Here is a 23882-nt window from a genome sequence, read left to right as displayed (position 1 = left end):
GCTCAGGCGCCGTCGGACTGGGCTTCACGAAGGTGGGCAGCGCAGCAATAGTAACGGCCATTGGCCAGAATGCTCTCGCTGACGGGCTGATTGACTCCACAGTAAGAACACTCAACCATCTGTTCGGTTTCGAGTTTCTCGACCGGCAGTCGAGTACCGCGGTGTGCCGTCCACGACTTTCGGCAAGCCCACCAGACAAGCCACACCAGCCCGATTAGCAGTAGAAATTTCGTCATTGCCAGAGAAGTCCCGCAGAGCGCTCAAGCATAGCAGAACGATCGCGGGCAGAGCGTATCACTGACCGGATTTCGGCAATCTCCGGGAAAAGATACCGGGAATATGCAGGGGACGCGCTGTCGAACGGTTCGGGAAAGACCGACAGGCAACGGTTGGTCGGGGCGAGAGGATTCGAACCTCCGACTCCTGCGTCCCGAACGCAGTACTCTACCAGGCTGAGCTACGCCCCGACCGATGCGACGACAGTGCTAATAGCTTCTAGCTACTGCGAAGAGGCATAATTCTAACAAGGAATCCTTGTATTGAGAAGGGGGGACCTGTTCGAGCACAAGCGCAGCGCGCTCTGCCTCCGCCTTGGCCTTCTGTGTCGCGTATTCGAGCGCCCCCGTTGCGCGAATCGCCGCCAACACCTCGGGCAGTGCGTCGCGCCCACCACTCTCGATCGCCTGCCGTACGCAGGCCGCCTGTTCCGCGGTCCCGTTCTGAAGTACGAAAATCAGGGGCAGCGTTGGCTTACCTTCAGCCAGGTCGTCACCGAGATGCTTGCCGGTCTCCAGTTCAGCGCCCGAATAGTCAAGCACGTCGTCAATCAACTGAAACGCTGTCCCCAGATGGATGCCGTAGGTCGCCATCGCCTGCTCGATGGCGACCGTGGCGCCGCCGATGATCGCGCCCAGTTGTGCCGCTGCCTCGAACAGCTTTGCCGTCTTGTAGCGGATCACTTGCAGATAACTCGCCTCATCGACGTTGGCGTCGTGGCAGTTCATCAATTGCAACACTTCGCCCTCGGCAATGAGGTTGGTTGCATCCGACAACACCCGCATGATGCGCATGTCGTTGACTGTAACCATCATCTGGAAGGCTCGCGAATACAGAAAGTCACCCACCAGCACGCTGGCCGAGTTACCGAACATCGCGTTGGCGGTCTCACGGCCGCGCCGCAGGTCGGAAGCGTCGACCACATCGTCATGTAGCAAGGTGGCCGTATGAATGAACTCGATCACTGCGGACAGTTCGTGGTGATGCGTACCGCGATAACCCAGCGCACCAGCCGAAAGCAGTACCAGTGCCGGACGCAGTCTCTTGCCGCCACTCTGAACGATGTATTCGGCGACCTGCCGAACCAGTACCACGTCGGAATGGAGTCGCTGGCGGATCACCGCGTCAACCGCCTCCAGATCAGACCTGATCAGGTTGTATAACTGCTCCATTCTCACCGCACAGCACCCTGGCAAAAAAACCTTGTGATCTTAGGCGCCGGCCTGTTCGGCGTCAACTGCACGAACTGTCAAGAATCGAGGAATTCGCCGTGCTGCCACGGTTGCTGCCCGCCACCATCCGGAATTCATAAAGACGGCATTCCAGCGCCCCGTTGAACAGGGGTATCTTCCTGCTGGGGGTCAGACGGACCATTTTCGGCAGACGGGTGTCGGCGCTGATCAGGTAGCAGTTCCAGCCAGCGAAGCGGCGCTTTAGCGCACTGCCGAGCAAGGGGTAAAACTGCGCCAACTGGTCATGGTCGGAGACGCGTTCGCCGTAGGGCGGATTGCTGACCATCACGCCGTGCTCGGCTGGAGCCTTGATTTCAAGCAAGTCGCCGGTGTTTAAGGTGACCAGCGGCAGCAGTCCGGCGCGGTCGAGATTGGCCAGCGCGGCGCGCACGGCAACCGGCGAGAGATCGCTGCCAAAAATTCCCGCATCGGTAGCCGCCGCTTCCCCGGCACGCGCGGCTTCGAGCAGCCGCTGCCAGACCGCCCGGTCAAAATGGCGTAGCTGCTCGAAGGCAAAGGGACGCCTCGCACCAGGCGCCACACCGAGAGCGATTTGCGCGGCTTCGAGCAGAAAGGTGCCACTGCCGCACATCGGGTCGAGCAGAGCGACGCCTGGTTGCCAACCGCTGAGGCGTAGAATGCCGGCAGCGAGGTTTTCCTTGAGCGGTGCATCGACCGTCTTCTGGCGAAATCCGCGCTGGTAGAGTGGCGCGCCCGAGGTATCGAGGTAGAGGGTGCATTCGTCCTTGCTGATGAAACCGTATACCCGCAGGTCCGGCTGGCGCGTATCGACACTCGGGCGCTTGCCGGTTTCACGGCGAAAACGATCGCAGATCGCGTCCTTGATTCGCAGGGTCACGAATTCGAGGCTTTTCAATGAGCTCTTGATGGCGTTGACGTCCACCCGAAGGGTCTGCTCGGAAACGAACCACTTCGGCCAGGGAGTATCGAGCGCCAGGCGATAGATGTCCTCTTCGTTGCCATAAGGCGCCAGCGCTACTCGCCAGAGGATGCGCGTGGCAATCCGTGAGTACAGATTGGCACGGTAGCAGACCGGCCAGTCGGCGAGGAAATGCACGCCACCGAAGATCGGTCTGAGATCACGCGCACCCGCCACCCTGAGGTCTTCAAGCAGCAGTTGCTCCAAGCCGCGCGGGCAGCTTGCAAAAAACGTTTCCACGAGTGATTGTCTCCCGACAGGCGCACTAGAATGGCTTGACCACGGCCAGGTAGGTCACCGCCAGTAGCACCAGGACCGGCAGTTCATTGAACCAGCGATACCAAACGTGGCCATGGCGGTTGCGGCCAGCCCGAAAGTCGCGCAAGAGCCGATTGCAATACGCATGATAGGCCAGCAACGCCACCACCAAAGCCGTCTTGGCGTGCAACCAGCCACCCGAGAAACCGAAACCAACCCATAGCCAAAGGCCCAAGGCAACCGCCAGAGCGGCGATCGGAGTCATGAAACGGTAGAGCTTGCCGGCCATCAGCAGCAGGCGGTCACGCTCGGCAGCGCTGTCCGGCGCCACCATCGCCAGATTGACAAAGATCCGCGGCAGGTAGAACAGGCCGGCAAACCAGCTGACCACCATCCAGAGATGCAACACCTTGACAATCAGCATCAAAGCTTCCTTTCCGCACAGGCCGCGGCGACACCATCCTCGACACGGCTATAGCGCAGCCTGAAGTGCAGTTCCTTCTTGATCCGCTGGTTGCTCAGACGGCGCGATTCGCTCATGAAAGACAACTGCAGGGGCGACAGTTGCTGCTCGGCGTCGCGACGCGAAAGACGCGGCACACGCGGCAGATCGAAACGATCGGCAACGAGATCGAAATACTCGCCCATCCTGATTTCCGAATCATCGCTCGCATTGTAGGTGCGGTTGCTGCGCCCATAACGCAGCGCGGCACAGGTCAGCATCACCAGATCCTCGGCATGGATATGGTTGGTATAGACATCGTCGGCCGTGCACAGCGCCGGCGTCCTTTTTTGCAAACGCTCGATCGGCAGGCGATCCGAAGCATAGATGCCAGGAACACGCAGGATGCTGACAACGACGCCGCGCTGACCAAAAGCGCGTAACTGGCGCTCGGCGTCAACACGGCGGCAGGCGCGTGCCGTCTTCGGCCGTAAGCCGTGCGTCTCGTCAATCCGTTCCCCCTGGCAATCGCCATAGACACCACTGGTGCTTATATACACGATGCGCTGTGGTAGACTCCTGCCGCGGGCCAACGCAGCAAGCAATCCGCTGGTACGGGTATCGCGCTGTCCGCCGAAAGGACTTCGTCGGTTGGTATTCGGTGGCGGCGCCAGATGGACAATAACGTCAGCCAGGCCGGCGATGCGCTTCAGACTGGCCGGCTGATCGAGGTCGGCCAGGACGGGTCGGGCACCCCTTGTGCGCCAGAAGGCGCACTGCCCGGAATCGCGTAACAGCGCGAAAACGCGATAATGGCCCAGCAGATGGGGAAGCAAGCGGCTGGCAATGTCACCGCAACCAACGATCAAGAGTTTTTGCACTGCGTAATTTTACCGGATTAAGGCATCTGTGGAGAGTCCATGGGTTTTCAGGTCAGTGTTCAGCCAAGCCGGCATACCTTTCACGCCGAGCCCGACGAGACCATTCTCGAAGCCGCGCTACGTCAGGGATTGAGCTTCCCGTACGGCTGTCGGGATGGTGTTTGTGGCACCTGTCGAGGCAAGGTTCTGAGCGGCGAGCTGGCGCACGGCAAAGCCCCGTTCGAGGTACTCAGTGCGGCCGACCGCCAGGCCGGCTTCGCCCTCTTTTGCTGTGCCATGGCGAGAAGCGACCTGTGCCTGGAGAGCCGGGAAGTCAGCTCGACCGAGGATATTCCGATCAGAACCTTGCCAGCACGCGTGCACAAGCTCACGCGCGCCGCCCCGGACGTGATCATCATCGACCTCAAACTGCCTGCCAGTGAGCGCCTGCAGTTTCTCGCTGGCCAATACGTGGACATTTTGCTCAAGGAAGGCCGGCGCCGCTCGTTTTCGCTGGCTAACGCACCGCACGCAGACGACTTTCTTCAACTGCATGTTCGGCAGGTGCCAGGCGGCCAGTTCACCGGACATGTCTTTGGAACCATGAAGGAACGAGACCTACTGCGCCTGCGCGGGCCACACGGCAGTTTCTTCATGCGCGAAAACTCCCAAAAACCGATGCTGCTGGTTGCCGGCGGCACGGGTTTTGCACCAATCAAGGCGATTGTCGAACACGCCATCGCGGAAGCATGCACCAGGCCGATGCACGTCTATTGGGGGGGGCGCCGTCGCGCCGACCTTTACCTTCTGCCCCTTGCCAAACAGTGGTCTGTGCAGCATCCCCATATTGATTTCACGCCGGTCCTGTCCGACTCGCCGGTTACAGAATACTGGCCGGGTCGGCGCGGTCTGGTGCATGCAGTGGCCATGGCCGATCACCCCAGGCTTGCTGACTACCAGGTCTACGTCTGTGGTTCACCGGGTATGGTGACCGCCGCCAGGCAAGATTTTCTGATCCATGGCCAGTTGCCGGCAGAGGAATTCTTCGCGGACTCTTTCGACTTTGCTGCCGATACGCTGGCGGTGATGAGTGCGAATCGTGCGCTGCCTACGAGCCATCCTTCCGATACCGGGGTTGCCCCAGATGAATGAAGTATTCATGTCCCGCCAAGCACTGGTCAATCGCCAAAGCAGGATCATCGCCACCCGTCTGACGCTGCATCTGAGCAATGGTGTTGGCATGGGGGACGCGGTGGGCGCCCTCAGCGCGCTGGCAGAGGTCTGGCCACCGGGAGGAAAACCGCTGTTCATCAATTGCGGCAGCCACTGTAATGCCAGCATTCTCGACTGGATGACCCCGGAAAACGCGACCCTCGAATTCTCCGCGGCAATCTTGCTTAGCCCGCATGGACCGGACCTGATCGCGGCGCTGGAGACCTGGCAGCCGACGGTGTGCCTGCATTTTGATCCGCAAGCGGCGCAGGCCTTGACGATCGGCGTGCCGTACCGCTTCATCGGTTTCGACGCCCACTGCTTCACGCTGTCCCAACTCAAGCTACTCGCTGTCCGGACACGCTCGCTCGGCATCAGTATTGCTTTCAATGTCGATACCCACGAGGATTTCCGGGCCTGCATCGATGCCGGGATGACGGCCGCGGCCGGCTGGTTCTTCACCTCGCCAAGCGGCGTACCGGCCAAGAAGCTCAGTGCCGGACAGGCGAACATCGTACGGGTGCTCAATCTGGTCCGCAAGAATGCCGACATTCGGGAAATCGAAGACGCACTCAAGCTCGATGTCGCAATTTCGTACAAATTGCTGCGCTACATCAATTCAGCCGGTTTCGGCCTGTCCTGTGAAATCCAGTCGTTCCGGCACGCCGTCAACATGCTCGGCTACGACAAGCTCAACCGCTGGCTGTCACTGCTGTTATCGACAGCAAGCAAGGACCCGATGGCACCTGCGCTGATGTACACCGCCCTGCTCAGAGCGCGCCTGATGGAGTTGCTCGCCAGCGGTCTGGTCGACAAGTCGGAGTACGACAACCTCTTCATCACCGGCGCTTTCTCTTTGCTCGACGCCTTGCTCGGCGTCGGCATGGAGCACGTGCTCGAAGCGATGCGCCTGCCCGAACCAATCTGTGATGCCCTGCTCGGCAGAGGCGGTCGCTATCAACCCTTTCTCGATCTGGCGTTGGCCAGTGAGCGCGATGATGGCGCGGCAATCGCCGATCAGGCGGCCATGCTCGGACTGACTGCCACGCACTTCAACCGCGCCCAGATACAAGCGTTGGCCTTCGCCGATGCGATGGAGTTTTAGGTCCCGCACGGCAAACGCCCACCCGCGCTATTCGCCCAGATAGCTGGCGCGCACTTTCGGGTCGGTGAGCAGAGCCTTCGACTCGTTGGTCAGCGTGATCTCGCCGCTCTCCATGACATAGCCACGCTGACTGACTTCCAGTGCCAGCTTGGCATTCTGCTCGACGAGCAGAATGGTCATCCCTTCGCTGGCCACCGCACAAATCACCTCGAAGATTTTCTGCACCATGATTGGCGCCAACCCCATTGAGGGTTCGTCGAGCAGCAGCAGCCGCGGCTTGCTCATCATCGCCCGGCCAATCGCCAGCATCTGCTGTTCCCCCCCGGAGAGTGTCCCCGCCAGTTGCTGCGCTCGTTCCTTGAGACGGGGAAAGTGCCCGAGCACCTGTTCGAGGTCACTTTCGATCTCCGCCTTGTTGTTGCGCGCGTAGGCACCCATGCGCAGGTTCTCGAGGCTGCTCATGCGCGGGAAGACCCCTCTGCCCTCTGGCACCAGAGCGATCCCTTCACCGACCAGGCGGTGTGGCGGCAAGGCCAACAGTTCCTTGCCGCGATAGCGGACACTGCCACCGGCGGGATCGAGCAATCTTGACAGCGCTCTCAAGGTACTGCTCTTGCCGGCACCGTTAGCGCCGATCAGCGCTACCATCTCGCCCTCATTGACATGAAAGGTGATGCCGCGTACGGCCTGGATACCGCCATAGGAAACGCGCAAACCGTTAACTTCGAGCATGATTCATCGTTCCCTTCAGGCCACCGATCCACCGAGGTAGGCCTCGATCACGCGCGCGTCCTTCTGCACCACGGCAGGTACGTCCTCACAGATTTTCTCGCCATAATCGAGTACCGCCACCCGCCCACACAGCCCCATCACCAGTTTGACATCATGCTCGATCAACAGGACCGTCACGCCATCCCGGCAAATGCCTTCGACAAGCACGCGCAAAGCCTCAGTTTCGGTGCCGTTCATTCCGGCGGCCGGTTCGTCGAGTGCAAGCAGCTTGGGTTCGGTGGCAAGGGCGCGGGCAATCTCGAGGCGCCGCTGATCGCCGTAGGACAAATGCTTGGCATAGTCATGGGCCCGTTCATGAATTCCCACATAGTGCAACAGTTCTTCGGCGCGGCGGACAATCGCTGCCTCTTCTGCTCGCGTGGCCGGGTTGCGGCTGATCGCGCCAAAGACGCCCGCGCGCGTGCGCAAATGGCGCCCAACCATGACGTTCTCGATCGCCGTCATGTTGCCGAACAGGCGAATGTTCTGAAAGGTGCGGGCAATCCCGACCGCGGCGGCCTTGTGCGGTGCATCGGCTTCGAGCTTGACGCCGTCGAAGATGAAATGACCGCTCTCATTCTTGTAAAGACCGGTCAGGCAATTGAAGAAGGTGGTCTTGCCGGCGCCATTCGGTCCGATCAGGCCATAGATCTCGCCCCGGCGAATGGTCAGCGAAACGTCATGCAAGGCCTTGACGCCGCCGAAATGTTTGGCAACCTCGTGAGCTTCAAGAAGAAGCGGTTTCTCGCTAACGCTCATGGTCAATCCGCACTCTCGGCCAGTTCGCGGCGGCGTTGCGACGAGGGCCAGAGACCAGCCGGCCGGAAGCGCATCACGAGCACCAGAGCAAGACCGAAGACCAGCATCCGCAAGCTCTCCGGATCAATGATCATGCGCCCGAAGAGCCCTCGCTGTAGTGGCTCGATGCCGTAACGCAAAGCTTCGGGAAGACCGGTCAACAGCACTGCACCGAGAATCACGCCGGGGATATGGCCCATGCCGCCGAGAACGACCATCGCCAGAATGGTGATCGATTCCATCAGTGAAAAACTCTCGGGACTGACGAATCCTTGCATTGCCGAAAAAACGCCACCTGCGATACCTCCGAACGAGGCACCCATGGCGAAAGCCAGCAACTTGATGTTCCGGGTGTTGATCCCGCAGGCCTTGGCAGCCACCTCATCCTCGCGAATTGCCTGCCAGGCCCGGCCGATGCGGGAGTCCTGCAAGCGGATATTGACGACGATCACCAGAAGCGCCAGCGCGACCAGCAAAAAGTAGTACTTCTGCGGCCCGGAAAACGACACGCCAAGAAGGGTACTGGTCTGGGCAAACGAAAAATCGCCAATCCGGATCGGGTCGATCAGGGTAATTCCCTGCGCGCCGTTGGTGACGTTGATTGGTGCATTCAGGTTGTTCATGAAGATGCGAACGATCTCACCAAAACCGAGTGTCACAATGGCCAGATAGTCGCCCCGCAGCTTCAGGGTCGGCGCGCCAAGCAGAACCCCAAAGATGCACGCCAAGCCGGCACCCAGCGGCAGGATCACCCAGAATGGCAGGTGAATACCGAAATGCGGCGATGCCAGGAGGGCATAGGTATAGGCACCAACCGCGTAAAAAGCGACATAACCGAGATCGAGCAGCCCTGCATAGCCGACCACGATGTTCAGACCAAGCGCCAGGAAAATATAGAGAATCGAGAAGTTGGCAATTCGCACCCAAGCCTGGCCACCCAGTGCGGCAACGAAAGGCACCGCCACTAGGACGGCCGCAAGCAACAGGCAACCTAGCCAGGGGCGCTGACCGGGAATGAGGACAGAGCGCCGCTTGAGGGATCCGTTCATGCGCGATCTCCAGTACGTTCACCAAACAGGCCCGAAGGGCGAAACATCAGGACGATGATCAACACGATGAAGGCAAAGATGTCCTGGTAGTGGCTGCCGAGGAAATTGCCGGTCAGGTCACCGATGTAGCCGGCACCCAGGGCCTCGATGAGGCCCAGCAACAGGCCGCCGGCCATGGCGCCCGCGAGATTGCCGATGCCACCGAGAACGGCCGCCGTGAAGGCCTTCAGGCCGAGCATGAAACCCATCTGGTAATGCGCAATCTCGTAATACGAACCGACCATGCAACCCGCCACCGCGCCCAGTGCCGAGCCGATGATGAAGGCCATGGCGATCACGCGATTGATATCGACCCCCATCAGCGAGGCCACGTGCGGGTTCTGCGCCGTCGCCCGCATGGCCATGCCGATGCGCGTACGGTGCACCAGGTAGATCAACCCCAGCATCACCAATGCCGCAAGGGAAACGATCGCAACCTGTACGTTGGTGAAACTGGCACCGCCAACTTCATAAATCTGCTTGTTGATCATCGGTGGAAAAGTGATGTAGTTGCGACCCCAGATGATCATCGCCACATTCTGCAGAACGATCGACATGCCAATCGCGGTAATCAGCGGGGTCAGTCTCGGCGCATGCCGCAATGGGCGATAGGCTACCCGTTCGAGAGCCCAGCCGAGCACCATGCAGACCGCTACCGAAACCAGCAAACCCACGCCGAGAACCAGCAGTGGCGGCATGCCGGAACCGGCGAGAAAAACGATCACGGTGAAGGCGACCATCGTCCCGATCATCACCACCTCACCGTGGGCAAAGTTGATCAGGCCGATGATGCCGTACACCATCGTGTAGCCAAGAGCGACCAGCGCGTAGACGGCACCCAGAGTGAGGCCGTTGATCAACTGCTGGAGAAGAGTGTCCATGGTCAGGCTTTCCGCAACAAGGCGCTGGTGGCGAACCATCGTCTCCGACTCATGCCAGCAGGATCGTGCGTGGGAGGGTGCGGAAGCAAGGCGCGGTTGATGCTGAGCGGATGCGAATTCAGGAGAACAGGGGAATGGCCGCAGCCATTCCCTCGCTAGACTAGCGGAAGTGCTTATTTGCCGGCTGCCGTACCACCTTCGGATTTCAGCGTGGCGAGTTTGCCATCCTTGATCTCAAAAACCGTGATCGCGCCATTCTTGATGTCGCCCTTTTCGTCGAACTCAATCTTGCCGGTCACGCCATCATAAGCGGTCTTGCCCACTTCCGGCAGATACTTGACCGGGTCAACCGAGTTGGCACGCTTCATGGCGTCGACCAGGACCATCACTGCATCATAGCTGTACGGCGAGTAGATCTGGATCTGACCATACTTCTTGGTAAAGTCTTCGAGGAACTTCTGGCCATTCGGGAGCTTCTCGGGAGGCAGACCCGCTTGTGAGCAGATCACGCCCTCGGACGCCGCACCGGCAAGCTTGATCAGTTCGGGCGAACAGCCGCCGTCGCCGGTGGTGAACTTGGCCTTGATCCCGAGTTCCTTGATCTGCTTGAGCATCGGGCCACCGACCGCATCCATGCCACCGAGGAAGATCACATCGGGATTCTTGGCCTTGATCTTGGTCAGAATGGCCTTGAAGTCAGTCGCCTTGTCATTGGTAAACTCGCGGGCGACAACGGTCGCACCAGCCGCCTTGGCAGCTTTCTCGACCTCATCAGCCAGACCCTGACCATAAGCCGTACGGTCGTCGATGATCGCGAACTTTTTGGCGCCCATGTCCTTGGCTGCGTAGGTACCGATCACAGAACCCTGCTGGATGTCGTTGGCCATCACCCGGAAAGCGGTGTTGAAACCCTGCTGGGTATACTTCGGATTCGTTGCTGACGGTGAAATCTGTGGCAGTCCGGACTGGTTGTAGATGGCCGAGGCCGGAATGGTGGTACCCGAGTTCAGGTGACCGACGACGCCGGCCACCTTGGCATCGACCAGTTTCTGGGCTACGACAGTACCAGTTTTCGGATCTGCCTGATCATCCTCGCCAAGGAGTTCGAACTTGATGACCTTGCCATCGATCTCGATCTTTTTCGCATTGGCATCGTCAACGGCCAAGCGGGCGCCATTTTCGTTGTCCTTGCCAAGATGCGCGATGGGGCCGGTCAGCGGTGCGACGTGACCGATTTTCACGACCATTTCCGGCTTCGGTGCTGGCGCAGGGGCAGCAGCAGCCGGGGCCGGGGCCGGGGCAGCGGCCTTGGGCTCTTCCTTCTTTCCACAACCAATGATAGCCACCGAGGCGGCCAGAACGACGAGTACACCAGGTATACGTACATTGTTCATGATTTTGATCTCCAATAGGGTGTTCTGACTGGGCTAACGAACGCGCGATTGTCCAAGCACATCAGGGCCTTGTCAACCAGCATATAGATTCCCCTGCTTTCCCGACCGGCATATGCTGTTCCTGAAGTGCGTCTTCAAAACAAGAAACCGGCACGCAGCCGGTTTCTTGTTCAGTCAGTCCTCATTTCTGGCTGAGGATCCACTTCGCGAGTTTGGTCGCCTCATCGGGCGTAACAGACGGATTCGGCGGCATCGGTATCTCACCCCAGGCACCCTTGCCGCCCTTGATGATTTTCGCGGACAGCGCCGCTTCGTCCTTCGCTGTGTACTTCTTGGCCACATCCTTGTATGACGGGCCCACGACCTTCTTGTCGACCGCGTGACACGACAGACAGTTCTTCGACTTGGCCAAGGCTTCGGCGTCCTGAGCCTGGACAGCACCAGCAGACATTACGCCGGCAGCAGCCAGCAGACACACGTAGATCGCTTTCATGCTATTACTCCGTTCAGATGAGGGGGTTGCAACGCTCCGATAGTATTTCAGTTTGGCCAGCTTGGAAAGCCTCCTGATCGGTTTTGCCGATACCGCCAGCGTTACCCTTTGATCAACGCATCGACAACGGCGAGCGTTGACCTTGCCAGAACCCGGCATGGCGCATGCTCCCTCAGATCCGCTTCAACTGTCTCAGGTCGCGCACCGCGCCGGTGGCAGCCGAAGTGGCCATCAACGCATAGGCCTGCAAGGCCTGGGAAACGACCCGCTGACGCGCGGCTCGCGGCCGCCAGGCAGACGCCGCCTTGGCGTCCATCGCCGTACGACGCGTGGCCAGTTCGGAATCGGCAAGAACCAGATGGATGCGGCGTCCGGGAATGTCGATCTCGATCAGGTCGCCCTCCTCAATCAGACCGATCGCGCCGCCCTCAGCGGCTTCCGGTGAAACATGCCCGATCGACAGTCCCGAGGTCCCTCCCGAAAAGCGGCCGTCAGTGAGCAACGCGCAGACCTTGCCCAGTCCTTTCGACTTCAGATAAGACGTGGGGTAGAGCATTTCCTGCATCCCCGGCCCGCCTTTCGGCCCTTCGTAACGAATCACTACCACCTCGCCGGCCTTGATCTGGTCGCCGAGAATCGCTTGCACGGCATCGTCCTGGCTCTCGAACACCCGCGCCTTGCCGGTAAACACCCAGATGCTCTCATCCACACCGGCGGTTTTGACGATGCAGCCGTCACTTGCGATATTGCCGTAGAGCACGGCCAGGCCGCCGTCCTGCGAATAGGCGTTGGCCTGATTGCGAATGCAGCCGCGCGCACGATCGAGATCCAGATCCGGATACCTCCGGTTCTGCGAGAAAGCCTTCTGCGTCGGAATGCCGCCCGGTGCCGCCTGGTAGAACTCGAACACCTGCGGGTCTTCTGTACGGATCACATCCCAGCGGTCGATCGCCTCGCCGAGAGTTCTGGCATGCACGGTCGGCACGCCGCGATGCAGCAGGCCGGCACGGTCGAGCTCGCCGAGAATCGCGAAAATGCCGCCGGCCCGATGCACATCTTCCATATGATAATCGGGCGTCGCCGGAGCGACCTTGGCCAGACAGGGAACCCTGCGCGAGATGCGGTCAATGTCGTCCATCGTGAAGTTCACACCCCCCTCCTGCGCAGCCGCCAGAATGTGCAGCACGGTATTCGTCGAACCGCCCATCGACACGTCCAGCGTCATCGCGTTCTCGAAGGCTGCGAAACTGCCGATGGCACGCGGCAATACCGAGGCGTCGTCCTGCTCGTAATAGCGGCGGCAGAGGTCGACGATCTGGCGTCCCGCCTGCAGAAACAGCCCTCGGCGATCCGCATGGGTGGCCAGAAGACTCCCGTTGCCGGGCAGGGAAAAGCCGAGCGCCTCGGTCAGGCAGTTCATCGAATTGGCGGTAAACATTCCCGAACACGAACCACAGGTCGGGCACGCCGAGCGTTCGAAAGTGTTGACTTCCTCGTCCGAACAATGGCTGTCGCCACCCTTGACCATCGCATCGACGAGGTCGACCGCAATCACCTTGCCACCCCATTTCACCTTGCCGGCTTCCATCGGACCACCGGAAACGAAGATCGTCGGGATGTTCACCCGCATCGCCGCCATCAGCATGCCGGGGGTGATCTTGTCGCAATTCGAAATGCACACCATCGCGTCGGCACAGTGCGCATTGACCATGTATTCGACGGAATCGGCGATCAGATCACGCGAGGGTAATGAATAGAGCATGCCATCGTGCCCCATGGCGATCCCGTCGTCGATGGCAATGGTATTGAACTCCTTGGCCACGCCACCCGCAATCTCGATCTCGCGCGCGACTAGCTGGCCCAGATCCTTGAGATGCACGTGTCCGGGAACGAACTGCGTGAAGGAATTGACGACGGCGATGATCGGTTTGCCGAAATCGCCGTCCTGCATGCCAGTGGCACGCCAAAGCGCGCGCGCGCCAGCCATGTTGCGACCGTGCGTCGAGGTGCGGGAACGATAGTGTGGCATTGCCGATCTCCAATCCGGAACACGCCCCAAGATGGCGCGATATAATGCCCATTCTATCCGAAAGCCCCCAGAATGTTCGTTCCGTGTTAATCCATCCGCAGTTCAACCCGGTTGCGCTTTCACTCGGCCCGCTGAGCGTGCACTGGTACGGATTGATGTATCTCCTGGCCTTTCTCCAGTTCTGGTGGCTTGGCCGGCAGCGAATTCTCACCCATCCGCAACTTTCGCAAGCCGGCTGGACGGTACAACAGCTTGATGATCTGCTGTTCTACGGCGTCCTTGGCGTGATCGCTGGTGGCCGCTTAGGTCAGGTTCTGCTCTATGAGCCGGGCTACTATCTCACGCAGCCGCTGCAGATCTTCGCCGTTTGGCGGGGAGGAATGTCGTTTCACGGGGGATTTCTCGGTGTGCTGCTCGCGATGGGGCTGTACGCGCGCAAAACTGGCAGGAGCTGGCTCGAGATCACCGACTTCATTGCGCCGCTGGTGCCGCTCGGCCTGGCTGCCGGGCGCATCGGCAACTTTATCAACGGCGAGCTGTGGGGACGTGCGGCCGATCCATCCTTGCCGTGGGCAATGGTTTTCCCCTGGGTGGACGATTTGCCGCGCCACCCGTCACAGCTCTACCAGGCCGGACTCGAGGGACTTGCCCTGTTCGTTCTTCTGTGGACCTATTCAGGCCAGACGCGGGCACGTGGCGCCGTTTCCGGGGTTTTTCTCATGGGCTACGGGGTCCTGCGATGGATCGCCGAATATTTCCGGTCGCCGGATGAGGGAATCTTCGGGTTTTCATACACCGTCAGCATGGGGCAGTGGTTGTCGCTGCCGATGATTGTTGCCGGGATCATTTTTGTCGTCGTCGCGAATCGCCAGCGCAACTGAGTCGGCTCGTCGCTGGCCGCGAGACTGAGGAGAAAGCAATGGCAGAAGGTATGGTCGTGCGGGGGCTGCGCCGCGTGCGCACGCTGCTCGCTGATGGCGGCGCTGCGCGCAGCCTGGAGGGCAAACAACTGGTACGCATTCGTGATCTGCTTCATGAATGCGCCAGCGGCATCGGCGGAGAAGTCTCGGCAAGGCAGCGTGCCGGCCGTCTTGCAGAAACCTATTTGCGTCTCAACGACGAGGGACGCGCCAGCTTCCTGAGAATTGTCGCGACCGAATTCGGTCCCAACCCGGAGCTGGTCGCCAAGGCACACGCTGACTATCAGGCGGCAATTGGCAGCGACGCGCAGTGGACTGCCGAGTCTGCCCTGCGCAATGCCATGCGATCCGCTCGCCTGCGCATCCTGACGCAATTCAATACCCTCTCACACGGCGTCAAGTTCCTGGTCGACCTGCGTGCCGATCTGCTGCGCTTTGTCGAAAAGGATGCTGCTCTGCGTTCGCTTGATCGCGAACTCGAATCCCGACTGGGTGCCTGGTTTGACGTCGGCTTCCTGGAACTGCAGCGCATCACCTGGAGTTCACCGGCAGCACTGCTCGAAAAACTCATCGAGTATGAAGCGGTGCATCAGATCCGTTCCTGGAGCGATCTCAAGAACCGCCTCGATTCTGACCGTCGCTGCTACGCCTTCTTTCATCCACGCATGCCCATGGAGCCACTGATCTTCGTTGAGGTAGCGTTAACCGAACATCTCGCCGACAATGTGCAAACACTACTCGACGAGCATGCACCGGTACTCGATGCGCACAGGGCAAATACAGCGATCTTCTATTCGATTTCAAACACCCAGGTCGGCCTGCGTGGCGTTTCATTCGGTAATTTCCTGCTCAAGCGGGTTGTGGATGACCTGAAACGCGATTACCCACGTCTGGTCAACTTTGCCACCCTCTCTCCCCTGCCCTCCTTTCGGCACTGGGCCGAAAAGAACCCGGAGCCCTGGCCACAGGCTTTCAGCGCTGCCGACCTCGAACGGATCAAACGCCATTTGACACCGGAAATGCCGCAACCAGCCGATGCCAGCGACCTTGCGAAGCTGCTTGCCGACGCACGCTGGATGAATGACGCGCGCCTGGCACGCGCCCTGCAACATGGCCTCCTGCGCCTGGCTGCACGCTACCTGCTGACCACCAGCAAGGGGGGGCGACCTTACGACCCGGTCGCCCGCTTTCACCTGGGCAATGGCGCGCGCATCGAACGTCTCAATTATCTGGCCGACACCTCGGCACGCGGTCAGCAGCAATCCTACGGACTGATGGTGAATTATCTGTACGACCCTGATACTATCGAAGCGAACGTCGAAGCCTTTTCGCGCAGCGGCGAGATCGCTGCCGCTGCCGCCATACGTCGTTCAGCCCGCGATTGAGATTGCACACCACCACCCACCCACACCCCTTCTGACCCTTTAATCATCCTGCCAAGAGAAGAAAGAACAATCATGAATCCACGTCCCTTCAAAGTCCTCGGTATCCAGCAAATCGCCATCGGCGGCCCCGACAAGCTCAAACTTCGTCAACTCTGGGTTGACATGCTCGGCCTCGAAATCACCGGCAACTTTGTCAGCGAACGCGAAAACGTTGATGAAGACATTGTCGCCATGGGCAAGGGACCGTTCAAGGTCGAAGTCGATCTGATGCAACCGGTCGACCCCGACAAGAAGCCGGCCGTGCATGCCACGCCGCTGAATCACGTTGGTCTCTGGATTGACGACCTGCCGAAGGCCGTTGAATGGCTCACGGCCAACGGCGTTCGCTTCGCACCTGGTGGAATCCGCAAGGGTGCCGCTGGTTTCGATATCACCTTCCTGCATCCAAAGGCGAGTGCCGAGTTCCCGATCGCCGGTGAAGGCGTGCTGATCGAGATGGTACAGGCACCACCGGAAGTCGTCGAAGCCTTCGCCAAACTCGCCTGAAAATACCCGCGTATGCCGGCGCCGGCAACCCTCGACAACGGGCATCACTGACCGACCGGCCGATCACGCCGAATCTTCACTCACTGGACGGGCAGGCAGGCGCTGCCCGTCCGCCGCTTTGCTCCGGCAGCTCGGATGGCGACTGCATTGGTCGCCGCACGCCGGTTCCTGGTCAATACCGCGACGCCACCGGCCGGCGTCTGAATCATGATCCGTCAGCATGACGTCCGCATCCCCTTACAAGTCGTGCTCGCACAATGCCGCTACCAGACTGCCTGTTACTCGATAGATTGCACGTTTTGTGCACTGGATGGTTCATTTTTGCGAAGAAAAGAACGATAATTGCCGGCCCGGGAAACTCCCGCGCAACACGGAGTAGAACCATGCCAAAAATTCATGGCCACAGTGAAACTCGTCTCGTTCGTTCATCAAGCCCTGATCGGATCGGGCAAACCGTGGGCAGCCGGCGTCGTGGGACACCGTCCGTGTCAGGTCAGCATTCCTGACCGCAAAACGGTTCACCCCTCACCAGTTTTTCGCCACACCAAGGAGGTACCAATGAGTGAAGTCAAAGCCGTGCAAGAAGAAGTAGAAGTCGTATCGGAAGGCACCCAAGCCGAACAACTGGCTGCGGTGCAGGCAGCCCCGCCACCGGCTGCTGCAGCCAAAATCGCGGCGCAGAAAAAACCTGCCAAAGCAGAAGCAAAAAATGCTGCGCAGAAAACGGAGACTAAACCCGTGCAGGGCAAGGTTCAAAAAGCGCCGAGAGGGAAAGCTGTCGCACCCAAAGTGGAAGCGACCACGCCAAGCAAAGTCAATCTGAACGAAAACGTGCGCAGCACTCGCAAACCGGCAATCAAGACCAAGGATTACGAAGAAACGCTGTCGAAGTTGCAGATCGAACTCGTCAAACTGCAGGAATGGATCAAGTTCAAGAAGCTGAAAGTCGTCGTCCTGTTTGAAGGGCGTGATGCGGCCGGCAAGGGTGGCACCATCAAGCGCATCACCGAGAGCCTCAGTCCGCGCGTCACACGGGTGGCCGCGTTGCCTGCGCCCACTGACCGTGAGCAGACGCAATGGTATTTTCAGCGCTACGTCCAGCACCTTCCTGCCGGCGGCGAAATGGTCCTGTTCGATCGCAGTTGGTACAACCGTGCCGGTGTCGAACGGGTGATGGGTTTTTGTACCGAAGAGGAATACCGGGAGTTTCTGCGTACCTGCCCCGAATTCGAGCGTATGCTCGTTCGTAGCGGCATCATCCTGATCAAGTACTGGTTCTCGGTCAGCAACGAAGAGCAGGAACGCCGTTTCCAGAAGCGCATCTTTCATCCAGAAAAACACTGGAAGCTCAGTCCGATGGATCTCGAGTCGCGTGCGCGCTGGGTCGAATACTCCAAAGCGAAGGACGCCATGTTCGCGCATACCGACATCAAACAGGCACCCTGGTATGTCGTCGACGGCGACGACAAGAAGCGTGCCCGCTTGAACGTCATCACGCACCTGTTGAACATGATCGACTATGAGGACCTGACACCAGAGCCGATCGTCCTGCCACCCCGTCAGGACGAGGGGGGCTATGTTCGCCCGCCGCTTTCCGACCAGACCTTCATTCCAGAAGTTTACTGAGGCACCAGGACAAGAAAAACCCCGCTGTCGCGGGGTCTTGTCACTCTACAGGGTACCGGAACTCGGGGAACGCTACGCCATCGCAAGAGCACAGGCCCTCCTCAGAAGAATCTCTACTTGTAGTAGCCGACCGCACACACCTGGTCGTCGACCCTGGTCACGAAGGCCACCTTCGCCACCGGATCGGTCTGGCCAGGACGCGGCCACATGTATGACACCTCGGCAATGGACCCGTCTCTGGCCGCAGCGTAGACCTCCTCTCCCAGAGGTCTTCCGTACTTGTCCCTGAGATCCTTGAGGCTCTTCCCGAGGAGTGTCGGATGCGCGGTGAAATACCCATCCGGACCACCGCAGTAGGGATACAGGTCACGATCCTTGAAGCCACCTTCACCCTTGGTGAACATCACCAGCGCTTTGGTCTTGTCAGCCTTCACAGCCATAACAGCCTTTTCGAGCAGGGCTTTGGCTTCGGCTGGAGTTCCATATTCCGCTGCCACGGCGCTACCGACAGACCCGAAGAAGGCCAGTGCAGAAACTGCAAACAATTGCTGTAACATCCAAAATCTCCTTGTCAATCCTCAATCCATCCGCCAGCAAGAAAGAATTGCTGACCTGTCACCAGCGAGGAAGCCCCTCGGCAAGGATGGTAGCTCAAAATTGCTTCAGGATGCTTGACTTCATCAGCTTGTCGAGGGACACGGTCGCGCGTGGATCAGCCCCCCCATTTTCGGCGACCCAATCGATGAACCTGGCTGTGTTCGGTCCCCGTACCGGCTTTTTTCCCGTCGTCAGGGCGGAACCCCGGTAGACTGGTGAACCGGCAGGCAGCCAGCCAGCCATCGGTACTCTCCCGTGGTATGATCAAGCGCAGTCGACGACCCGATATCAATTGGACAACAGGCAATGAGCATCGGCAATGCAGAAGAACCCGTAAAAAGACGCTCAGTCTCCAAGAAGCCACTTGCAGCCGTGAAACCGGCTGGCGACGTAGTGCACCCCGTCCGGTCGGACGAGCGACCGTTCATCATCGGGATCGGCGCCTCGGCCGGTGGCCTGGAAGCGCTCAGTCTGCTTTTGCCGAGCCTGCCCAAGAATCTTGGGCTGACTTACGTCGTCGTACAACACCTGTCACCGACCTACCGCAGCATGATGGCACAGTTGCTCGGTCGTGAGACGACGATGCCGGTTCGGGACATCGAGGACGGAATGTTGCCGGAAGCCAATACGGTCTATATCACGCCGCCGAATCGCAATCTGACGCTGCAGGCGGGCCACTTCCGGCTCGTCGAACCGACCAAGGAATCGATGCCCAAACCATCGGTCAACCGTTTCTTCGCCTCCCTGGCCGAGGAGATCGGTGAATCGACGATCGGCATCATCCTGTCCGGCACAGGCTCTGACGGTGCCTCGGGAATCCACGCAATCAAGGCGGCTGGTGGTTTTACCTTTTCCCAGGATCCCGAAACCGCCAAGTATAGCGGCATGCCCCAGTCGGCGATCGATACCGGCAGTGTCGACTGGATCCTCCCGCCCGAGACGATGGGCGCCGAGATCAGTCTGATCGTCCTCAACCGTGGGCTGATTCCGGTGGCCACACAGGCAGCCAATGCGCCGGCAACGCTCAAGACGCTGCTCGGCAAGGTACGCAGCCGCACCAAGGTCGATTTCTCGCAGTACAAGGAGCCGACACTGTGGCGACGAATCGAACGGCGAATGGCAGCAAACCACGTCAGTACCCTGCAGGATTATCTGCGGGTGGTCGACGACACGCCGGTCGAACTCGACCGGCTGTGCAAGGACATCCTGATCTCGGTCACGGCCTTCTTTCGTGACGGTGACGCCTTTGCCCGGCTGGACAAGGTGATTGGCGATATTCTCGCCAACAAGCAACCCGGTGACGATATCCGCGTCTGGACTGCCGGTTGTGCTACCGGCGAGGAGGCCTATTCCCTGGCCATCCTGTTTTCTGAACGTCTCGGAGCTTCCTTCGATCAGTACCGTCTGCAGATCTTCGCTACCGACATCGATCTCGACGCGATGGCGCTGGCGCGGCGCGGCGTGTTTGCCGCCTCCAGCCTGGCGCACATGGATCGCAATCGCATCCGCTCCCATTTCACGCCGCACGGTGACCGTTACGAAATCAACAAGAACCTGCGCGACGTGGTCATCTTTGCTCGCCAGGATCTGGTGCAGGATCCGCCGTTTCTCCGACTCGATCTGATCAGTTGCCGTAATGTGCTGATTTATTTCCAGAGCGAGTTGCAAGCCCGTCTGCTATCGGTGTTTCATTACGCGCTCAATCCGGGCGCCTACCTGTTCCTCGGCAAATCGGAAGGAATCTCCCAGCAAGAAGCGCTGTTCGGCGTGGTCGACAAGGAAGGACGTCTTTACCGCCGACACGGGGTGGCTGCCCGACTGCCGCTGCTACGCACCGAGATGCCCCTCGCGGCGGCCGGTCTGAACCAGCATCAGAGGCCGGCCAAACCTACCTCCCCGCTGGGTTTCGAGAACATCCTGCTGGAAGCGGCTGGACGGTTTTTCATCCCCACCAGCATCCTGATCAACAGCAAGTTCGAAATTCGCCACATTCATGGTGACGCCAGCCGACTGCTCAACGTTTCACCCGGCAAACCAGCTTTTGACCTGATCTCGTTGATCCGTCGCGAGCTGCGCACCGAGGTCCAGGTTCTGATGCGGCAGGCACAGGTCAAGCAGGCCGTGGCGCACGGACGGCCACGGCACATCAAGGCGCTCGACCCGAATCGCGGCGTCCGCCTTTCCGTGCATCCGGTCCTGGCCCCCGGCAACGAAACGCTGTTCATGGTCTGTATCGAGTGGATTGCGGCGCCAGCCGGCAAAAGTCCCACCGAGGACAGCAATAATGTCACCGACAAGGAACTCGAAGACGAACTGGCCGCAACGCGCGAACATCTGCAGACGCTGGTCGAGGAACTCGAGACCTCCAACGAGGAAATGCAGGCGCTCAACGAGGAGATCCAGGCCTCGAACGAGGAAATGCAGGCCTCGAACGAGGAACTAGAGGCCTCGAACGAGGAACTGCAATCGACCAACGAAGAGCTGGCAACGGTCAACGAGGAATTGCAGATCAAGACCGCCGAGACGCAGGAACTCAACATCGAACTGGAATGTATCCAGAACAGCGTCGACTACCCCTTGCTGGTCCTCGATCAGAAATCCACCCTGCAGCGCTTCAACAGTGCTGCCGCACGCTTGTTCAGACTCGGCCCGCCACAAATCGGCCGACATCTGCGCGATCTGGCGCTACCGGACATGCCCGATCTGGTCACCGACAGTCAACAGGTGATCGACACACAAAACGCCCTCGACCGCCAGATCGTCAACGCCAACCGACACCACTACGCGCTGCACATCGCGCCGCTGTTGCGCGATGCGCAGCGCAGTAGCGGCGTGATCCTGCTGTTTGCCGACAACACGAACCTGTACGAAATCGAGCGTTCGGCGCGCGAAACACAGGTCAGGTTGCTGGCAGTGATGAACAACTCGGTCTCGTTGATGGCGGTCAAGGATGCCACCGGTCGCTACCAGTTTGCCAACCCGAAGTTTGAACAGACTTTTGGCTTCGCCACCGGGCGGGTCATCGGAAAAACCGATCTGCAGCTCTTTCCCGACGCCGTATCCGAAATCTTCCGCGAGAGCGAACTCACAGCCATACGTCTGCGCAGGGAAATCGAACGTGAAGAAACGCTGCCGCTGGCTAGTGGTGATCACCACTTCCTGGCCGTTCGCTTTCCGCTCTTCGACAACGACGGAGCCATCACCGGCCTCTGTTTCCAGGCCACCGACATCACCGCCCGCAAGCGTGCAGAGGAAAGTTTGCGGCTAGCGGCGATGGTCTTCGATCGTGCTTCAGAAGGCGTCATGGTGACCGATACCGAGCAACGCATCCTGACCGTCAATGACGCTTTCACAACCCTCACCGGGTTCACCCGCCAGGAGGTCGTCGGCAAGAAGCCCAGCCTTCTGCGATCCGAGAAGACGCCACCCGAGCTCTATGTCGACATGTGGGACCGGGTCAATCGCCTGGGCGTCTGGCAGGGCGAAATCTGGAATCGCCGGAAGAACGGCGAGGCTTTCCTGGAATGGTTGTCGATCAATACCGTCAAGGACAAGAACGGCAAGATAGTCAACTACGTCGGCATGTTCAGCGACATTACCAAGGTGCGCGAATCGCAGCAGCGCGTCGAGTATCTGGCAACCCACGATGAACTGACCGGATTGCCCAACCGGGCATTGTTCAATGACCGTCTCCATCTCGCTCTGGCACGGGCCGAACGATCACGCGAGAGTATCGGTGTGGTGTTCATCGACCTCGACAACTTCAAGATGGTCAACGACACCCTCGGTCATGCCACTGGCGACAAGTTGCTCAAGCAGGCCGCAATGCGTCTGCTCGACTGCGTGCGTGCCGAAGATACGGTGGCACGACTGGGCGGTGACGAGTTCGTGGTCCTGCTTGAAACCGCCGATCGTCACAAGGCAACACTAACCGCCGAGCGTTTGCTGAGCGCTTTGAGTACCAGTTATCAGTTCGACGAGCACGAATGCTTCATTAGTGCCAGCATCGGGCTGAGCATGTTTCCGGAGGATGCCGCCGACGCCAGCGCGTTGATGCGCAATGCCGACTCAGCGATGTATCGCGCCAAGGATCACGGCAAGAATGCTTTTCGCTTCTTCACCGCCGACCTGGCTCACCTGGCGACGCGGCGACTGGCTCTGGAAACGGGTTTGCGGCGTGCGATCGAAAACGGCGAGCTGTACATTCACTACCAACCGCAAGTCAACCTCGAGAGCCAACGGGTCATCGGTGCCGAGGCGCTGTTGCGCTGGCAATACAACGGTGAGGTCGTCGATCCGGTCGTGTTCATTCCGGTCGCCGAGCAAAGCAACCTGATCGTAGCGGTCGACGAATGGGTACTTGGAGAGGTTTGTCGCCAGATCGACAAGTGGAACAAGACCGGACTACCGGCAGTACGCATCAGCGTCAACATTTCTGCCCGGCATTTCCGCAAGGAAAGCATGGCGGCCGACCTGATGCAGATCATCAATGCGCATCGGGTCTCCCCACAACAACTATGCATCGAGATCACCGAAGGGGTGCTGATGGACTTCGAGCGTGCTCAGCGCATGCTGGCCGAACTGGTGGCTTTCGGTCTGGTGATCAGCATCGATGACTTTGGTACCGGCTTTTCGTCCTTGTCATACCTCAAGCGTTTCCCGATCCACGAACTCAAGATTGCGCGCAGTTTCGTCGACGGCATATCGAGCAACGCTGATGACCGTGCAATTGGTTCGGCGATCATTTCACTGGCGCGCCACCTCGGGATGAGCGTCGTCGCGGAGGGCGTTGAAATCGCCGATCAGCATGCCGAACTCGACGCTTCCGGCTGCCACAGTGGCCAGGGTTATCTTTATTCCCGCCCGCTGCCGCCAGACGACTTTGCCGAGTGGCTGCGCACGCACAACCTGCCCTGAGAGGCTGTGAAAAAATGCCCGAAGCTGGGCAACATGCCAAAAAATATTCAACAAAACAAGTTGTTACAGCACTTCTCATGACCGCTTTTCTATTTTTTCACAACCTCTGAGT

The 23882-nt window shown here is 59.5% G+C and carries 20 protein-coding genes and 1 tRNA gene; 7 read left to right on the top strand and 14 right to left on the bottom strand.

What is annotated here, in order from left to right; genetic code table 11:
• Positions 1-2: 2 nt before the first annotated feature.
• The 6 genes from V5B39_RS08265 to V5B39_RS08240 all read right to left on the bottom strand — a co-directional run bounded on the left by V5B39_RS08265 (position 3) and on the right by V5B39_RS08240 (position 4029).
• Positions 3-236 (bottom strand): PP0621 family protein, encoded by a 234-nt coding sequence (locus V5B39_RS08265; RefSeq protein WP_332342419.1) that lies wholly within the window; start codon positions 234-236, stop codon positions 3-5.
• A gap of 154 nt (positions 237-390) precedes the next feature.
• Positions 391-467 (bottom strand) — tRNA-Pro (locus V5B39_RS08260).
• A gap of 18 nt (positions 468-485) precedes the next feature.
• Complete coding sequence (locus tag V5B39_RS08255; protein ID WP_332342418.1) at positions 486-1454, bottom strand: polyprenyl synthetase family protein; 969 nt, start codon at positions 1452-1454, stop codon at positions 486-488.
• A 55-nt stretch (positions 1455-1509) separates the two neighbouring features.
• Positions 1510-2688: a THUMP domain-containing class I SAM-dependent RNA methyltransferase gene (locus tag V5B39_RS08250; protein ID WP_332342417.1), complete on the bottom strand. Its 1179-nt coding sequence runs from the start codon at positions 2686-2688 to the stop codon at positions 1510-1512.
• 25 nt (positions 2689-2713) lie between these two features.
• Positions 2714-3130 (bottom strand): CopD family protein, encoded by a 417-nt coding sequence (locus V5B39_RS08245; protein WP_332342416.1) that lies wholly within the window; start codon positions 3128-3130, stop codon positions 2714-2716.
• A complete protein-coding gene (locus V5B39_RS08240) occupies positions 3130-4029 on the bottom strand; it encodes an SDR family oxidoreductase (protein ID WP_332342415.1) in 900 nt (299 codons plus the stop codon). Before V5B39_RS08240 ends, V5B39_RS08245 begins: the two co-directional genes overlap by 1 nt.
• A 39-nt stretch (positions 4030-4068) precedes the next feature.
• Between V5B39_RS08240 and V5B39_RS08235 the strand changes: the two genes are divergently transcribed.
• Together V5B39_RS08235 and V5B39_RS08230 are read left to right on the top strand one after the other, a co-directional pair.
• Complete coding sequence (locus tag V5B39_RS08235; protein ID WP_332342414.1) at positions 4069-5160, top strand: CDP-6-deoxy-delta-3,4-glucoseen reductase; 1092 nt, start codon at positions 4069-4071, stop codon at positions 5158-5160.
• Positions 5161-5167: 7 nt separating this feature from the next.
• On the top strand, positions 5168-6325 hold the full coding sequence (locus V5B39_RS08230) for an EAL and HDOD domain-containing protein (protein ID WP_332342413.1): 1158 nt from the start codon (positions 5168-5170) through the stop codon (positions 6323-6325).
• Positions 6326-6352: 27 nt separating this feature from the next.
• On the opposite strand, the gene V5B39_RS08225 is transcribed toward V5B39_RS08230, so the two are convergent.
• The 7 genes from V5B39_RS08225 to ilvD all read right to left on the bottom strand — a co-directional run bounded on the left by V5B39_RS08225 (position 6353) and on the right by ilvD (position 13779).
• Positions 6353-7057 (bottom strand): ABC transporter ATP-binding protein, encoded by a 705-nt coding sequence (locus tag V5B39_RS08225; RefSeq protein ID WP_332342412.1) that lies wholly within the window; start codon positions 7055-7057, stop codon positions 6353-6355.
• Positions 7058-7072: 15 nt separating this feature from the next.
• Positions 7073-7855, bottom strand: coding sequence for an ABC transporter ATP-binding protein (locus V5B39_RS08220; protein ID WP_332342411.1), 783 nt, complete (start codon positions 7853-7855; stop codon positions 7073-7075).
• A gap of 2 nt (positions 7856-7857) precedes the next feature.
• Positions 7858-8943 carry an ABC transporter permease subunit gene (locus V5B39_RS08215; protein WP_332342410.1) on the bottom strand — a complete coding sequence of 362 codons (1086 nt, stop codon included), beginning with the start codon at positions 8941-8943 and terminating at the stop codon, positions 7858-7860.
• Positions 8940-9863: a branched-chain amino acid ABC transporter permease gene (locus V5B39_RS08210; protein ID WP_332342409.1), complete on the bottom strand. Its 924-nt coding sequence runs from the start codon at positions 9861-9863 to the stop codon at positions 8940-8942. The genes V5B39_RS08215 and V5B39_RS08210 overlap by 4 nt, the downstream gene beginning before the upstream one ends.
• 173 nt (positions 9864-10036) lie before the next feature.
• Positions 10037-11257, bottom strand: a complete 1221-nt coding sequence (locus V5B39_RS08205) for a branched-chain amino acid ABC transporter substrate-binding protein (protein WP_332342408.1) — start codon at positions 11255-11257, stop codon at positions 10037-10039.
• 181 nt (positions 11258-11438) lie between these two features.
• A complete protein-coding gene (locus V5B39_RS08200; RefSeq protein ID WP_332342407.1) occupies positions 11439-11750 on the bottom strand; it encodes a c-type cytochrome in 312 nt (103 codons plus the stop codon).
• A 172-nt stretch (positions 11751-11922) separates the two neighbouring features.
• Entirely contained in the window at positions 11923-13779 is a 1857-nt protein-coding gene (gene ilvD, locus V5B39_RS08195) for a dihydroxy-acid dehydratase (protein ID WP_332342406.1), read from the bottom strand.
• Between the two features lie 83 nt (positions 13780-13862).
• Between ilvD and lgt the strand changes: the two genes are divergently transcribed.
• The 4 genes from lgt to ppk2 all read left to right on the top strand — a co-directional run bounded on the left by lgt (position 13863) and on the right by ppk2 (position 18256).
• Positions 13863-14660 (top strand): prolipoprotein diacylglyceryl transferase, encoded by a 798-nt coding sequence (gene lgt, locus V5B39_RS08190; RefSeq protein ID WP_332342430.1) that lies wholly within the window; start codon positions 13863-13865, stop codon positions 14658-14660.
• A gap of 38 nt (positions 14661-14698) precedes the next feature.
• Positions 14699-16084 (top strand): malonyl-CoA decarboxylase, encoded by a 1386-nt coding sequence (locus V5B39_RS08185; RefSeq protein WP_332342405.1) that lies wholly within the window; start codon positions 14699-14701, stop codon positions 16082-16084.
• Between the two features lie 72 nt (positions 16085-16156).
• The gene (locus tag V5B39_RS08180; RefSeq protein WP_332342404.1) at positions 16157-16630 is read left to right on the top strand and encodes a VOC family protein; all 474 of its coding nucleotides are present in this window, start codon (positions 16157-16159) and stop codon (positions 16628-16630) included.
• A gap of 831 nt (positions 16631-17461) precedes the next feature.
• Positions 17462-18256: a polyphosphate kinase 2 gene (gene ppk2 / locus V5B39_RS08175; protein WP_434735670.1), complete on the top strand. Its 795-nt coding sequence runs from the start codon at positions 17462-17464 to the stop codon at positions 18254-18256.
• A gap of 113 nt (positions 18257-18369) precedes the next feature.
• Here ppk2 and V5B39_RS08170 read toward each other — a convergent pair whose 3' ends face one another.
• Complete coding sequence (locus tag V5B39_RS08170) at positions 18370-18813, bottom strand: cache domain-containing protein (RefSeq protein ID WP_332342403.1); 444 nt, start codon at positions 18811-18813, stop codon at positions 18370-18372.
• 433 nt (positions 18814-19246) lie between these two features.
• On the opposite strand from V5B39_RS08170, the gene V5B39_RS08165 reads away from it, so the two are divergent.
• Entirely contained in the window at positions 19247-23770 is a 4524-nt protein-coding gene (locus V5B39_RS08165) for an EAL domain-containing protein (protein WP_332342402.1), read from the top strand.
• The last annotated feature ends 112 nt before the right edge of the window (positions 23771-23882 follow it).

This window comes from Accumulibacter sp., from assembly GCF_036625275.1.
GTDB lineage: Bacteria > Pseudomonadota > Gammaproteobacteria > Burkholderiales > Rhodocyclaceae > Accumulibacter.
Note: the sequence above shows the minus strand (reverse complement) of the source record. Positions and strands in the feature narration are given on the sequence as shown.